We start from the raw sequence: 13,462 nt of genomic DNA on the forward strand, positions 1-13,462 counted from the left end.
TGCCGGCGTTCAGCGGTGCGCCGTCACGCCCCGGTCGCTCTGTTCAAAAAAATGCATTATGGCTTCGCTCTCCGGGCTGTTAGCCTGCTGTTTCAGCTCCGCCAGCGCCTGGCTGGTGTTCAGCCCCGAGTGGTAGAGGAGCTTGTAGGCCTGCTTGATGGCGCTGCGATTGGCCGCCGGCACGCCTGCGCGGCGTAATCCCACCGAATTGAGCCCGACAACACGGGCCGGATTGCCATCACAGGTGACATAGGGGGGGATGTCTTTTACCACTTTGGCGCAGCCGGCGATCATGACGTAGTCACCGACGAAGCAGAACTGGTGGATGGCCACCAGCCCGGAGATGAAAATGTGTTCCCCCAACTCCACGTGGCCGGCCAGGGTGCTGTTGGAACCGAAGATGTTGTGACTGCCAAGTCGGCAATCATGCCCGGCGTGAAAGCCACTCATGAAGTAGTTGTGATCGCCGATCCGGGTGCCGCCGTCGGTTTTCACGCCGCGGCTGATGTTGACCCCCTCACGAAACTGATTGTGGTCGCCGATCAGCAGCGGGCGGCTCTTCTCCGGCACGAATCCCAGGTCCTGGGGTTCACATCCGAGCGCGGCGCCGTGACATACCCGGTTTTCCCTTCCCATACGGGTCCCTTGATAGATACGCACGGCGCTCTCGATACGGCACCCTGCGCCGATCTCCACATCGGCCTCGATAATGGAGTAGGGGCCCACCTGAACCGATTCATGCAGGCGGGCGCTGTCATGGATGATGGCGGTTGGATGTATGTTCATAACGCTCTGTCCGGGGCGGGCAACAGAACAGCGCCGCCCGCCCCAGGCGATCAGTGACGGAAGTGGCGCATGCCGGTGAAGACCATGGCGATGTCGTGCTCATCGGCGGCAGCAATCACTTCGTCATCACGCATGGAACCTCCCGGCTGTATCACCGCGCGAATACCGGCGGCAGCCGCGTTGTCCAGTCCGTCCCGGAACGGGAAGAAGGCGTCCGAGGCCATTACGGAACCCGGAACTTCCAGCCCGGCCTGTTCCGCCTTGATGCCGGCGATGCGGGCCGAGTTGACCCGGCTCATCTGCCCGGCGCCGACGCCGATGGTCATGCCGTCACGGCAGTAGACAATGGCGTTGGATTTGACGAACTTGGCCACCCGCCAGCTGAATAGCAGCGCTTCCATCTCGGTCTCGCTGGGTGCCCGTTTGGTTACCACTTTCAGTTCGTTGTACAGCTGCAGGTCAGCATCCTGTACCAGCATGCCGCCGTTGACCCGCTTCATCTCCAGGCGGTGGGTCGACTCCTTGTTCCATTCACCACAGGCGAGCAGTCGCACATTCTTCTTGGCGGCCACCACCGCCACCGCCTCGTCGGCCACCTGTGGGGCGATGATCACCTCGACAAACTGCTGGTCCACAATGGCCTGGGCGGTCTTGGCGTCCAGTGTCTGGTTGAAGGCAATGATACCGCCGAAGGCCGATTCCGGATCGGTACTGAAAGCGCGCTGATAGGCTTCAGTCAGGTCACTGCCGAAGGCGACGCCACAGGGGTTGGCGTGTTTCACAATCACGCAGGCGGGGGCTTCATGGAACTGTTTGACGCACTCCAGCGCGGCATCGGTATCGGCGATATTGTTGTAAGAGAGCTCTTTGCCCTGCAGTTGCCGGGCGGTGGCGATGCACGCTTCGGCCGGCTCGCGCTCCACAAAGAAGGCCGCCTTCTGATGGGGGTTCTCGCCATAGCGCATGGTCTGGACCTGCTGATACTGCAGGTTGATGGTACGGGGGAAGTCGGCGGTTTCGCCGCTGACCCGGGCGCCCAGGTAGTTGGCAATGGCGCCATCATAGTTGGAGGTGTGCTCGAAGGTCTTGACCGCCAGATCGAAACGGGTAGCGTCGCTGACGCTGCCGTTGTTGGCGTCCATCTCCTGCAGCACCCGGTCGTAGTCGGCGGCGTCCACGATGACGGTGACGTCTTTGTGGTTCTTGGCGGCGGCACGCAACATGGTGGGTCCGCCAATATCGATATTTTCGATAGCGGTCGGCAGGTCGCAGTCAGGATTGGCTACGGTCTGCTCGAACGGGTAGAGGTTGACCACAATCATGTCGATGGGGGCGATGCCGTTGTCCGCCATGACGGCGTCATCAATACCCCGTCGGCCAAGGATGCCGCCATGGATCTTGGGGTGCAGGGTCTTGACCCGGCCGTCCATCATCTCCGGGAATCCGGTGTGGGCCGAAACCTCGGTAACCGGGATGTTCTGCTGGGCCAACAGGTTGGCCGTGCCACCGGTGGAGAGGATCTCTACACCACGCTGATGAAGTGCCCGGGCGAACTCCACGATACCGGATTTGTCGGAGACACTGATAAGGGCTCGGCTGATTGCTGTCATTATCCTGAACCTGCTTCTGCTGGATGATTAATGGAAACGCGGCCGGCGGGCCGCGTTGTAGTTAATTCGTTTCATACCTGGACCGGGCTCAGTCGAGATCGTAGAGCGCCAGTTTTTTTCTGAGCGTGCTGCGACTGATACCCAGCATTTCTGCCGCCCGGGTCTGGTTGCCCTCGGTGTGGGTCATGACCGTTTCCAGCAGTGGTTGCTCTACTTCGGCCAGCACCATCTGGTAAATGTTGGCCGCCGTATGGCCACCCAGCTGCTTCAAATATCCGGTCATGGCATCCCTGACACATTCCCGCAGGGGGGCTGTAGTCTTGTTTTTGGCCACTGAAAAGTGAGTTTTGTTGGGTTCCTGCACCAGTAATGCATCCATTGTCATGCTGCCCGCTCCTTATTATTTATGGCCAGCTGATCAAAAAATTCCATGACCAGGGCTTGTTGTTTTTCCGTTGAGTCGGTCGTGTTCACGCGCTGTCTGAAGAGCGCCCCCCCAGGCTGGGTCTTGCTGTACCAGGCGATATGTTTACGTGCAATGCGCACCCCCTGAAACTCGCCGTAAAACTGGTACAGATTCTCCAGGTGTTGCAACAGGATATCGCGAATCCACCCCGGTTCAGGGGGGGCAAGCGTTACCCCGTTTTCCAGGTAGTGGGTGATTTCGCGAAAAATCCAGGGCCGCCCCTGGGCAGCCCTGCCGATCATAATAGCATCGGCACCGGTCTGTTCCAGTACCTTTTTTGCTTTTTCCGGCGAATCGATGTCGCCATTGGCGATCACCGGAATGGAGACGGCCTGTTTGATCGAGCGAATGGTGTCGTACTCGGCCTGTCCGGAAAAGCCGCAGGCCCGGGTCCGCCCATGTACCGCCAGGGCCTGGACACCGCTGCCCTCGGCAATGCGGGCGATCTCCACTCCATTGCGGTGCTGCGGGTCCCAGCCGGTGCGGATTTTCAGGGTTACCGGTACCTCCACCGCCCGGACCACCGCATCCAGAATGCGCCCCACCAGGGGGGGATCCATCAGCAGTGCCGACCCGGCTGCCACCTTGCACACCTTCTTCGCCGGGCAACCCATGTTGATATCGATGATCTGGGCGCCATGCGCCACGTTGACACGGGCCGCTTCCGCCATGGCGACCGGGTCGGCCCCCAGGATCTGCACCGCTATGGGGCCGGGTTCGCCGGCGAAATCGAGGCGGCGCACGGTCTTGCGGCTGCCCCGCAATGCGGCGTTGGATGAGATCATCTCGGAGACTGCCATGCCGGCGCCGAGACGGCGGCAGAGCTGGCGAAACGGGCGGTCCGTGACCCCGGCCATGGGGGCAACCAGCAGGTTATTGTCGAGTTGGTAGGGACCAATGCGCATTGTGTCGTTACAAAGTCGAGTGATTCAGGAGTGGCCGCAAAGAGAGTCGGCTATGGTACGACGATCGGCGGGGGTGGACAAGCGCTAACCCGGCGGGCCGTCTGGTTGGCGGCAGTGGCGGGGGGGCGTTAACGGAAGTCGAACTGAAAGCCGGCCACCCGGCTGCCCGGGTCCACCAGTTCCAGGCGCAGGTTGTGGGGGATGCCGGGCTGCAGTAATTCGGTGGCCCGGTGCTGGTATTCGGTCGGCCCGAAGCTGCGTCGGGCGACCAGGTTGCCACCCCGGTCCAGCAGGCTCAGTTCCAGCTGCGGCCAGGCCTGGGGGAACTCACTGTTGTTGCGCAGGGTCAGGGTTACCAGCAGGGCGTTGTCCCGGGTCGGATGACTGGTCATGGCGCGGGTGATGACCTGGAGCTTTTCCGGTTCATGGCGGGGTGGCAGCTGGCAGGGCAGCAGGTTGCAGGTCGCCTCCAGCAGCTCCCGACCGGCCGGGTAACGGAGCAGGTGATCGCGTCCGAACCAGGCCAGCTGGCCCAGGGCTGTCACCAACAACAGCAGAATGAGCAGGGACCAGCCAAACAGATGCTTGCCGCTGTGCGCCTGTTCTGACAGGCTCTCATCCAGGGAGAGCGGGTCGGTTTCAGTGGGCGGAAGCTCCGGCAGGTTTGGCGGGATAGGGAACGGTGTCGATGAGTCCGAATGGTGTTCCTGCGGCACGATGGGGATACCCGCTGAAACACAGTAATCATCCAGGGGTTTGATGGCTGCCGTCTCGGATGGCTCATCAGTGGTCGGTGTCGGCGCATTGCTGTCGGTGAGTTGGGAATCGAGTCCGATCTGTACACTATCCAGCTCCGGTTCGTCCACCACAAAGGGGGGTTCGAACGGATCACGCTCATCATCCATCGCCAGTTGATCATCCGCCGTGGATCGATCTGCGGTGTCAACCGGTTGGTCAGGGGTGATTTTCAGTGCCTGCATCAGTTCCGACAGGTCGCTGGGCTGCTCAAACCGTTCCGGTTCGGCGGGCGGGGCGTCAAAGGGCAGTTCCAGGTTCTGCTGTTCGGTAGTGGTATCGGCATCGGCCAGATCCCGCTCCGACCACGTCTCATCCGGCTCCGGTTCCCGAAGATTGGCCACGGCGCTGAATATCCGGTCGCAACGGCAGCAGTGCGCCTGGCCGCCGGCCGCCTGCAGCTGCTCGGCGCTGATACGAAACAGGGTCTGGCAGTGTGGACACTGGGTATACACGCTCAACCCGCTCCGTTCATTTTCGCCGTCCCTCCAGCAGCACCCACTCCTCCTGTTGCCTTGGCGGCTGCATGTGGAAGGCGTCGGCATAGGCGTCACTTACCCGCTCGGCCTGTTCACTCAGGATGCCGGAAAGAATGATCCGACCGCCAGGACGGGTCAGTCCGGCCAGCAGATCCCGCAGCTCGATCAGGGTGCCGGCCAGGATATTGGCCATGACCAGATCCACCGGTTGTAACTCCCCGCTGTCACACAGCTGCAGCCGTCCCAGTACCTGGTTCTTTTCCGCATTGGCCCGGGTAGCCTGCAGTGCCTGGGGGTCGTGATCAGTGGCGTACACCCGCCGGGCCCCCAGTTTGAGTGCCGCCACCGCCAGGATGCCGGAGCCGCAGCCGAAGTCGATCGCTTCCAGCTGCTCCGGTGGTGTCCGGTCCAGCCACTGCAGGCAGAGTGCGGTAGTGGGGTGGGTGCCGGTGCCGAAGGCGAGTCCCGGATCCAACTCCACGATCACCGCATCGGGCTGCTCCGGACGCTTGCCCTGGGGGGCGACCCAGAGGCGCTGGCCGAAGGACATGGCGTGAAAATTGTCCAGCCAGGCCCGTTCCCAGGCCTGATCCTCCAGCACTTCCAGTTGCAGGGTCAGGGTAACGTCACTGTTGAGTGTCTGGTTGATGCGATGGCGCAGATCATCGCTGTCGATGTCGCCTTCAAACAGGCCGGTGACCCGGGTCCGCTGCCAGATCGGCAGCTCGCCCGGCCCGGGTTCCAGCAGCGGTTCGTCCTCCGCATCCTCCAGGGTGGTGGAGAGGGCACCCAGGTTTTCGAACAGCAGTTCGATCAGCGGGGCCTGCTCCTTGCCGGTGGTGAGATGGGCTTGTATCCAGGGCACGATCAACTCCAGTCGGCAGGGATGTCAGACCCAGTGCCGTGATACGCGGTTGTTAGAGACCCAGTTTCTTTTCCAGGTAGTGAATGTTGGCACCACCCCGGGCAAACGCTTCGTCCTGCATGATGCGCTGCTGCAACGGAATGTTGGTCTTGATTCCGTCCACCACCATCTCCGACAGGGCGGTGCGCATGCGGGCAATGGCGGAAGCCCGGTTTTCACCATGGGCGATCAGCTTGCCGATCATGGAGTCGTAATGGGGTGGCACCCGGTAGCCGTCGTAGATGTGGGTGTCGACCCGAATGCCGGGACCGCCCGGAATATGCAGGTGGGTGATATCCCCCGGGCTGGGCATGAAGCTCTCCGGGTCTTCGGCGTTGATACGGCACTCCACGGCGTGACCACGGATCTGGATGTCGGACTGGCGATAGGCCAGCTCCTCACCTGCCGCGATACGCAACTGCTCCTTGACGATGTCCACCCCGGTGATCATCTCAGTAACCGGGTGTTCAACCTGAATCCGGGTGTTCATTTCGATGAAATAGAACTCGCCGTTTTCATACAGGAACTCGAACGTGCCGGCACCCCGGTAGCCGATCCTGCGGCACGCCTCGGCGCAGCGCTCCCCCAGCCGGTTGCGCAGCTCTTCGGAGATCCCTGGTGCCGGCGCTTCCTCCACCACTTTCTGGTGTCGGCGCTGCATAGAGCAGTCCCGTTCCCCCAGGTGAATGGCGTTGCCGTGGGTGTCGGCCAGAACCTGGAACTCCACGTGGCGTGGATTCTCCAGGTACTTTTCCATGTAGACCGTGTCATTGCCGAAAGCGGCGCCCGCCTCGGCCTTGGTCAGGGAGATGGCATTGAGCAGGTTGGCTTCGGCGTGGACCACGCGCATGCCCCGTCCACCGCCGCCACCGGCCGCCTTGATAATGACCGGATAACCGATCTCGCTGGCCATTTTCAGGGTTTTGCGCTCGTCGCTGTCGAGCGGCCCGTCGGAGCCCGGTACACAGGGGACGCCGGCCTCTTTCATCGCTTCGATGGCGGTGATCTTGTCACCCATCATGCGGATGGTTTCCGGCCTCGGGCCGATAAAGATGAAGCCGCTCTCCTCGACGCGTTCGGCGAAATCGGCGTTTTCCGACAGGAAGCCATAGCCGGGATGGATGGCCATGGCGTCGGTCACCTCGGCGGCGCTGATAATGGAGTGGACCTGCAGGTAGCTGCCGGCGGAGGGGGCGGGACCGATGCAGACAGTCTCATCCGCCAGCCGGACATGCTTCAGCTCCCGGTCGGCCTCCGAATGCACGGCCACGGTCTTGATGCCCAGTTCCCGGCAGGCCCGCAGAATGCGCAGGGCGATTTCGCCCCGATTGGCGATGACGATTTTTTCAATCATAGCGACAGGGGCCTTTATTCAATAATAAACAGGGGCTCGTTGTATTCCACTGGCTGGCCGTTTTCCACCAGAATCTTGGCGATTACACCGGACTTGTCACACTCGATCTGATTGAGGATTTTCATCGCCTCGATGATGCAGAGCGTCTCGCCCACGTTGACCTGCTGTCCCACTTCAACAAAGGGTTTGGAGGTGGGGGTCGGGGAGCGATAGAAGGTGCCTACCATGGGGGAGCGGATGGCGTGACCGGTCAGTTCCGGTTTTGCCTCGCCGGCGGCTTCGGCCGCCGGAGCGGCGGCGGGGGCGCGGCGGGTGCCATTTGGGGTTGCGGTGCGCTCATGGCGACGGGCGGCATGGTCGAACTGACCCGACTGATGCGTACCGACTCTTCGCCTTCGTGAATTTCGATCTCGGCAACATCCGACTCTTCGATGAGCTCGATCAGTTTTTTTACTTTGCGGATATCCATGGTGGTTGTAAATCCCGGTTCGGTTGCTTAGGTGCTGAGACGCTTGAGGGCGGCGGCCAGTGCGAGCTCGTAACTCTGCACTCCCAGGCCGCTGATGACGCCTTCAGCAATATCGGAAAAATAGGAGTGCTTGCGGAACGGCTCCCGTGCATGAACGTTCGAGAGGTGCACTTCTATGAAGGGTATGTTCACCCCAAGCAGGGCGTCGCGCAGGGCCACGCTGGTGTGGGTGAAGGCTGCCGGATTGAAAATGATATAGGCGATCTGCTCATCCCGGGCGCGGTGGATCCGCTCGATCAGCTCGTGCTCCGCGTTGCTCTGGGTGAAGGTGAGGCTGTGGCCGGCGCCCTGGGTGAGATGGGTCAGGTGCTCCTCGATGTCGGCCAGTGTCTCCTGGCCATACAGTTCCGGTTCACGGGTTCCCAGTAGATTCAGGTTGGGGCCGTTCAGTACCAGAATGGTCGCCATGATAGTTTTCCCGACAGATGGTGTTTCGCCCCGTTGCACGCCTGAAGCGGCTGGGGATGTAAGATCAATCTAGGGGTAAATTCTGACGGAGTGGAGTTAGTTTGTCCAGATTTTAGCGAAGATCACGCCAAGATCGGCGAAAATAAATCAGGAATTAAACAATTAAAATGGGCCCGGCCGTGATTCATGACACATTTGTCAGGGGCCGGGCCCACATTTCTAACTAAAGTACCGCGTTCAGCTCCTTCTCCAGCACTTCACGCTTCATCTCGCCGGACTGGATGTACCGGGTCTTCCCCTGGCGATCGAATATGACGGTGAAAGGGAGTGAGTCGAACCGGTTCCCCATGCGGTTGGAGAGCTCGATCGCTTTGGTGCTGCCGATCAGGATGGGAAAACCGATATCGTAGACATCGACAAAATCCTGCACCATGTCCGGATCATCAATAGCGATGCCGACGAACTGAACGCCCCGGTCCTGGTAGTTCTGCTGGGTCTCGATAAACAGCGGCATCTCCTTGCGACAGGGTGGGCACCAGGTGGCCCAGTAGTTCACCACCAGGACCTTGCCGGCCCACTGGTCGCTGGACTGCTGCTGGCCATCCAGATCCGGGAAACTGAAAGCCGGCATTTGGCTTTCGGCATTCCCGGTCAGGTTTGGCTTGGCCGGCGTCGGCTCCTGCTCACAACCGGCCAGGAATCCCAGGCTCACTAACAGGGGGAGCATCAGTACATAACGCATTCTCATTGCAGGGCGCTCCTTACGTGGTTGGCGAACTCCTCAGCTGCTTTGAAACCGACTACGCGGTAACCTTTCCGTTCCTGGCCATCCCGGCCATAGAACATGATGCTGGGAGGTCCAGGCAGGCCGAAGTGTCCCTGTAACAGGGCCACATCCTGTTCATCATTGGCGGTGACGTCCGCCTGCAGCAGAACGGCATCCGAGAGTGCGGCCATTACCTGCGGATCGCTGAAGGTGTAGCGTTCCATCTCCTTGCAGGAGACGCACCAGTCGGCGTAGAAGTCGAGCATCACCGGTTTACCGGCGCTGCTGGCTGCGGCCACTTCCCGTTCCAGGTCGGCTACGGTCTTGATCCGTTTGAACTGCAGATGGGCCGACTCACTGGTAGTGCCGGCGGCGAACAGTCCGCGCAGTGGCTGTACCGTATCCTTGCCGCCTGCCGCTGCACCGATCAACATCAGACTGCCGTAAATCAGCAGTACCATGCCCAGACCCTTCCAGAGCCGATCCCAGCCGGACGCTTCTACCGGCAGCTCACCAATTGCGCCCATGTAGATGGCGCTGACCACCAGCAGGATGCCCCATAGCAACATGGCGATATCCGCTGGCACGACCCGCTCCAGCAGGATGATGGCAACCGCCAGCATGCCGACACCGAACACCGCCTTGACCTTGTCCATCCAGCTGCCGGCCCGGGGCAGGTATTTGCCGGCGGATGTGCCGATGATGATGAGTGGTGTGCCCATACCCATGGCGAGGGCGAACAGGGCCAGGCCGCCCAGCAGGGCGTCACCGGTCTGACCGATATAGATCAGTGCGCCCGCCAGGGGTGGCGCAACACAGGGGCCGACAATCAGGGCGGACAGGAAGCCCATAATGGCCACACCCACCAGGCTGCCGCCGGACTGCTTGTTGCTCCGTTCAGTCAGTTTGCTCTGCCAGCTGCTGGGCAGTTGCAACTCGTAGAAACCGAACATGGAGAGCGCCAGACCGACAAATACCAGGGCGAAGAAGCTGAGAATCCAGGGGTCCTGGAAGGCGGCCTGCAGGTTCTGTCCGAAAAGCCCCGCCAGCACGCCTGCCCCGGTGTAGGTGACCGACATGGCCAGTACATAGACCAGCGACAGGATGAAGGCCTTGTAGGTGGTGATGCCGGTGCCCTGTCCGGCAATGATCCCGGACAGGATCGGGATCATGGGGAAGACGCAGGGGGTCAGTGAGAGTGCCAGTCCCAGGCCAAAGAACAGCAGCGTGATCAACAGGGTGTTGCCGCCGGCCAGGGTGGAGGCGATCTCGTCCATTTCGGACTGGGGTTCCCCTGCGGCACTGGAGGTCTGCACCGCGGTGGCCGCCATGGCCTGTTGTGGTTGCTGCGGCGCTGCGCTGGCCTGGGCGGCGCTCAGGGCCGGCAGGGTCAATGCGAAAACCTTGCGGGCAGGTGGGTAGCAGACGCCGGCCTCGGCGCAGCCCTGATAATTTACCTGCAGCTCGATATCAGTAACGTCACTGCTGCTGCGAATGAGCGGCAATGGCAGATCAATGCTGTCGTGGTAAACCGGCAGATCACCGAAGGAGCCATCAGGTTTCAGGGCGTTTTGTTTGATTTCGGCGGGGGGCAGCTTGAACTGGCCCAGTTGTACACCATCACCTGACTTTAGCGTTACACCGATTTTGTCCTGATACAGGTAGGTGCCTGGAGCGATCTGCCAGTTCAGACGAATGCGGTCGGCCTGTTCAACGGTGGCGGAGAGCTGGTAAGCCTGCTCCGGGGAGGGTATCTCATCCTCTTCCTGGATGCCCAGGGTTTGACCCAGGTTGCCCAATGCCCCCATTGCCTGGCCACCGGCAGGGGGCAGGCTCAGGGAGACATCCTGTTTCTGTGGCGGATAACAGAGTCCGGCATCGGCGCAGCCCTGGGAGACGGTCGTCAATACCAGGTTGTCACCGGCGTCGGCTGCACGCTGGATGGGGATCTGGATGGAGACCGAGTTGCGGTAGATCTCCACATCACCGAAAAATTCATCATGCTTGTTTTTACCCGCTGGGAAACGGGCTTCCCCCAGGGTGATGCCGGGGGTCTGGCTGGTGAACTTGAGCTTGTTGCGGTAGAGGTAATATCCCTCGGCAATCTGCCAGGTGAGACGGATATTGTCAGCACCCTCGACAGCGGTGTTCAGCTTGAATGCCTGCTGGGGTGTCAGGTAGTCGGGCTGTTCTGCCTGGGCGGTGCTGAATAACGGTAGTAACAGTAGGATCTGTAACAAAAACAGTGCATTTAATTTTTTTATTGTGTACATACATCAATCCAATGAAGGTAAGCGGGTAGACCTTGCTGTACAGGGACCGCAATAATCTCCGGTAGTTCATAAGGATGGAGAGAGATTATGGTCTGCTGCAGATCCGCATAGCGTGCTTGCGTGCTCTTTATCAGCAACAGGTACTCCTCCGACTTTTCAAGCTTATCCTGCCAGACATAGATCGATTTGATCGGCGCCGTTATGCTGACGCAGGCGGCGAGTCGTTGTTCCACCAGTTGGCCGGCGATCCTGTCGGCGCTTTCCTGGTCGGGGCAGGTACAGTAGATCAAAAGCTTGTCCACGGGCATGAGCCGGAAGATACAGGATTGATCGGTCGTGCGCAAAATCGAAATAAATACTTATATTTAGCATGGTAATGGCCTCCCGGATCGGGTCGGGGAGGCCGTGTTGTCGCGCCAAGAGTGCAGTAGCCCGGATAAGGGTGTGGTTATCTTGAATCGTGCGGTTTCGGGGCGTAAGCTCTGCCCCCATGAATCCTCTACTCCTGCTTCTGCTGCTGTTTGTCGGCATCCCGCTAGTCGAACTCTATTTTCTCATTGAAGTTGGTTCCCAGATCGGCGCTCTGCCAACCATCCTGCTGACCGTTTTCACCGCAGTACTGGGTGGTGCGCTGGTCCGTTTGCAGGGTTTCTCCACCGCCATGCGGGTGCGGGCCGGCATGGATCGGGGCGAAGTTCCGGCCATTGAGATGCTGGAAGGGGTGGTGTTGCTGCTCAGTGGCATTCTGTTGCTGCTGCCCGGTTTTTTTACCGACCTGTTCGGTTTTCTCTGCCTGGTGCCGCCGGTCCGGCGCGCCATGATTGTCTGGTTCCTGAAGCGCTCGGGCACCATGCGCCCGGTGGGGGATGCTGATTCCACGCAGCGCAATGAAAATCCCCGGGTGATCGAAGGCGAATTCCATCGGGATGACGATTGAGCTGACGTGATCCGGGCCGATCGGGGTATTTGATTCCGGTATTGGTGGCCTATCGGTATTGCACCAAATCCGTCGCCTGTTGCCGGCCGCGTCACTCTGCTACGTGGCGGACAACGGCTATCTTCCCTACGGCAGCAAACCGCCCGAAGTTGTGCGACGGCGTTCCCCGGCCATCGGCCGGTTTCTGGTGGATCAGGGCAATCGTGGTGGCCTGCAATACCGCCACGGCGGCGGTAATCGCCGCATTGCGGCAGGAGTTCGCCCTGCCGGTGATCGGTGTGGAGCCGGGGCTGAAGCCCCCTATCAGCCTGAGTCGCAGTGGTGTGGTCGGGGTGCTTGCCACGGAGGGGGCGAGCAGCTCTGGGTGAGTGGCGATGTGCTGCCAGCGGTGCACCAGTTCGGCCGTCTGTGGCGGCCCGGCTGTGCGGTCCGGCAGTTGCCCGACCCGGTCAGATAGCCAGCCCGCTCAGACAGCCATCCCGGTCTGCTCAGTCCAGCAGTCGATACCAGGCCCGTCCCAGCTGTTCATGCAGGGCGAAATAGCTGTCCCGGAAAGCCCTTTCTGTGGGCAGCCAGTCGTAGTAGCTGGCGCGCTCGCTCGGGCCGTGGGCGAATGCCGTCGGTGCCGGCTGAACCCGGATGCCGGCCGCCTCGAACACATCCAGGGCGCGCAGCATGTGCCAGGCGTGGGTCACCAGCAGGATCTTGTGGATATTGTGTTGCTCCAACAGCGGTTTCAGGATCAGCGCCTGCTCCCGGGTGGTGTGGCTTCGATCCTCGGTGAGCATCACTTTGACCCCAAACTCACCCTCCAGTACGGCCCGGCCAATAGTGGCCTCGCTGGGCCCACTGCTGTGTAGTGAGCCGCCACTGGTGATCAACGGCAGGCCGGTGTTACGGGATAGCCAGGCGGCGTAGCGCAGGCGCTCCAGAAGCAGGGAGTTGGCGGTATCCTGGCCACCATACTCTGGCGCCGCTTCCCGGCGACCGGCGCCCAGTACCACGATCGCCTGGGCGTCCGTGCTGCGGATCTGGTCTCTGGTGAGCGCGGATATGGTTTCCAGGTTGGCCATCAACTGGCCGGAAATGTAGGGGGTTGATAGCAGATAGAGCGCTGCCAGGGTGGTGAACAGCAACAGCTTGCCGATCAGTCGGCCGGCCAGTATCAGGCCCAGTAGCCCCAGCAGTACCAGTATGCCGGGTGGCAGTAACAGGGTTTTCAGGGCCCAGACAATCTCCTGATCCATCGA

At 60.9% G+C, this 13,462-nt stretch carries 14 protein-coding genes and 1 pseudogene; 2 read left to right on the plus strand and 13 right to left on the minus strand.

What is annotated here, in order from left to right:
• Positions 1 to 9 precede the first annotated feature (9 nt).
• The 12 genes and pseudogenes from lpxA to cutA form a co-directional block, all read right to left on the minus strand.
• The gene (gene lpxA, locus AAY24_RS14180; RefSeq protein WP_046860250.1) at positions 10 to 786 is read right to left on the minus strand and encodes an acyl-ACP--UDP-N-acetylglucosamine O-acyltransferase; all 777 of its coding nucleotides are present in this window, start codon (positions 784 to 786) and stop codon (positions 10 to 12) included.
• Between the two features lie 50 nt (positions 787 to 836).
• On the minus strand, positions 837 to 2,396 hold the full coding sequence (purH, locus tag AAY24_RS14185; RefSeq protein ID WP_046860251.1) for a bifunctional phosphoribosylaminoimidazolecarboxamide formyltransferase/IMP cyclohydrolase: 1,560 nt from the start codon (positions 2,394 to 2,396) through the stop codon (positions 837 to 839).
• Positions 2,397 to 2,484: 88 nt separating this feature from the next.
• Positions 2,485 to 2,781: a DNA-binding transcriptional regulator Fis gene (gene fis / locus AAY24_RS14190; RefSeq protein WP_234422182.1), complete on the minus strand. Its 297-nt coding sequence runs from the start codon at positions 2,779 to 2,781 to the stop codon at positions 2,485 to 2,487.
• The gene (dusB, locus tag AAY24_RS14195) at positions 2,778 to 3,767 is read right to left on the minus strand and encodes a tRNA dihydrouridine synthase DusB (protein ID WP_046860252.1); all 990 of its coding nucleotides are present in this window, start codon (positions 3,765 to 3,767) and stop codon (positions 2,778 to 2,780) included. The genes fis and dusB overlap by 4 nt, the downstream gene beginning before the upstream one ends.
• 128 nt (positions 3,768 to 3,895) lie before the next feature.
• Positions 3,896 to 5,017, minus strand: a complete 1,122-nt coding sequence (locus AAY24_RS14200) for a zinc-ribbon and DUF3426 domain-containing protein (RefSeq protein ID WP_046860253.1) — start codon at positions 5,015 to 5,017, stop codon at positions 3,896 to 3,898.
• 16 nt (positions 5,018 to 5,033) lie between these two features.
• The gene (prmA, locus tag AAY24_RS14205; RefSeq protein WP_052761257.1) at positions 5,034 to 5,906 is read right to left on the minus strand and encodes a 50S ribosomal protein L11 methyltransferase; all 873 of its coding nucleotides are present in this window, start codon (positions 5,904 to 5,906) and stop codon (positions 5,034 to 5,036) included.
• Positions 5,907 to 5,958: 52 nt separating this feature from the next.
• The gene (gene accC, locus AAY24_RS14210) at positions 5,959 to 7,299 is read right to left on the minus strand and encodes an acetyl-CoA carboxylase biotin carboxylase subunit (RefSeq protein ID WP_046860254.1); all 1,341 of its coding nucleotides are present in this window, start codon (positions 7,297 to 7,299) and stop codon (positions 5,959 to 5,961) included.
• 14 nt (positions 7,300 to 7,313) lie between these two features.
• Positions 7,314 to 7,768: pseudogene (accB, locus tag AAY24_RS14215) on the minus strand (acetyl-CoA carboxylase biotin carboxyl carrier protein).
• 27 nt (positions 7,769 to 7,795) lie between these two features.
• Positions 7,796 to 8,236, minus strand: coding sequence for a type II 3-dehydroquinate dehydratase (aroQ, locus tag AAY24_RS14220; RefSeq protein WP_046860255.1), 441 nt, complete (start codon positions 8,234 to 8,236; stop codon positions 7,796 to 7,798).
• 223 nt (positions 8,237 to 8,459) lie between these two features.
• Positions 8,460 to 8,984: a TlpA family protein disulfide reductase gene (locus AAY24_RS14225; RefSeq protein ID WP_082117161.1), complete on the minus strand. Its 525-nt coding sequence runs from the start codon at positions 8,982 to 8,984 to the stop codon at positions 8,460 to 8,462.
• Positions 8,981 to 11,275 carry a protein-disulfide reductase DsbD gene (locus AAY24_RS14230; protein WP_046860257.1) on the minus strand — a complete coding sequence of 765 codons (2,295 nt, stop codon included), beginning with the start codon at positions 11,273 to 11,275 and terminating at the stop codon, positions 8,981 to 8,983. Before AAY24_RS14230 ends, AAY24_RS14225 begins: the two co-directional genes overlap by 4 nt.
• On the minus strand, positions 11,263 to 11,583 hold the full coding sequence (cutA, locus tag AAY24_RS14235; RefSeq protein ID WP_046860258.1) for a divalent-cation tolerance protein CutA: 321 nt from the start codon (positions 11,581 to 11,583) through the stop codon (positions 11,263 to 11,265). The genes AAY24_RS14230 and cutA overlap by 13 nt, the downstream gene beginning before the upstream one ends.
• 182 nt (positions 11,584 to 11,765) lie before the next feature.
• On the opposite strand from cutA, the gene AAY24_RS14240 reads away from it, so the two are divergent.
• Together AAY24_RS14240 and AAY24_RS18965 are read left to right on the plus strand one after the other, a co-directional pair.
• Entirely contained in the window at positions 11,766 to 12,212 is a 447-nt protein-coding gene (locus AAY24_RS14240; RefSeq protein ID WP_046860259.1) for an FxsA family protein, read from the plus strand.
• A gap of 58 nt (positions 12,213 to 12,270) precedes the next feature.
• Positions 12,271 to 12,669, plus strand: a complete 399-nt coding sequence (locus AAY24_RS18965; RefSeq protein ID WP_234422183.1) for a hypothetical protein — start codon at positions 12,271 to 12,273, stop codon at positions 12,667 to 12,669.
• Between the two features lie 31 nt (positions 12,670 to 12,700).
• Here the strand turns inward: AAY24_RS18965 and AAY24_RS14250 are convergent, their stop codons facing one another.
• On the minus strand, positions 12,701 to 13,459 hold the full coding sequence (locus tag AAY24_RS14250) for a YdcF family protein (protein ID WP_046860260.1): 759 nt from the start codon (positions 13,457 to 13,459) through the stop codon (positions 12,701 to 12,703).
• Between the last annotated feature and the right edge of the window lie 3 nt (positions 13,460 to 13,462).

Source organism: Sedimenticola thiotaurini (assembly GCF_001007875.1).
GTDB classification, from domain to species: domain Bacteria; phylum Pseudomonadota; class Gammaproteobacteria; order Chromatiales; family Chromatiaceae; genus Sedimenticola; species Sedimenticola thiotaurini.

Bases quoted from the DNA above. Each gene is read 5' to 3' on its own strand.
- lpxA (WP_046860250.1), bottom strand. From the start codon at position 786: ATGAACATACATCCAACCGCCATCATCCATGACAGCGCCCGCCTGCAT.
- purH (WP_046860251.1), bottom strand. From the start codon at position 2,396: ATGACAGCAATCAGCCGAGCCCTTATCAGTGTCTCCGACAAATCCGGT.
- fis (WP_234422182.1), bottom strand. From the start codon at position 2,781: ATGACAATGGATGCATTACTGGTGCAGGAACCCAACAAAACTCACTTT.
- dusB (WP_046860252.1), bottom strand. From the start codon at position 3,767: ATGCGCATTGGTCCCTACCAACTCGACAATAACCTGCTGGTTGCCCCC.
- accC (WP_046860254.1), bottom strand. From the start codon at position 7,299: ATGATTGAAAAAATCGTCATCGCCAATCGGGGCGAAATCGCCCTGCGC.
- aroQ (WP_046860255.1), bottom strand. From the start codon at position 8,236: ATGGCGACCATTCTGGTACTGAACGGCCCCAACCTGAATCTACTGGGA.
- AAY24_RS14225 (WP_082117161.1), bottom strand. From the start codon at position 8,984: ATGAGAATGCGTTATGTACTGATGCTCCCCCTGTTAGTGAGCCTGGGA.
- AAY24_RS14230 (WP_046860257.1), bottom strand. From the start codon at position 11,275: ATGTACACAATAAAAAAATTAAATGCACTGTTTTTGTTACAGATCCTA.
- cutA (WP_046860258.1), bottom strand. From the start codon at position 11,583: ATGCCCGTGGACAAGCTTTTGATCTACTGTACCTGCCCCGACCAGGAA.
- AAY24_RS14240 (WP_046860259.1), top strand. From the start codon at position 11,766: ATGAATCCTCTACTCCTGCTTCTGCTGCTGTTTGTCGGCATCCCGCTA.
- AAY24_RS14250 (WP_046860260.1), bottom strand. From the start codon at position 13,459: ATGGATCAGGAGATTGTCTGGGCCCTGAAAACCCTGTTACTGCCACCC.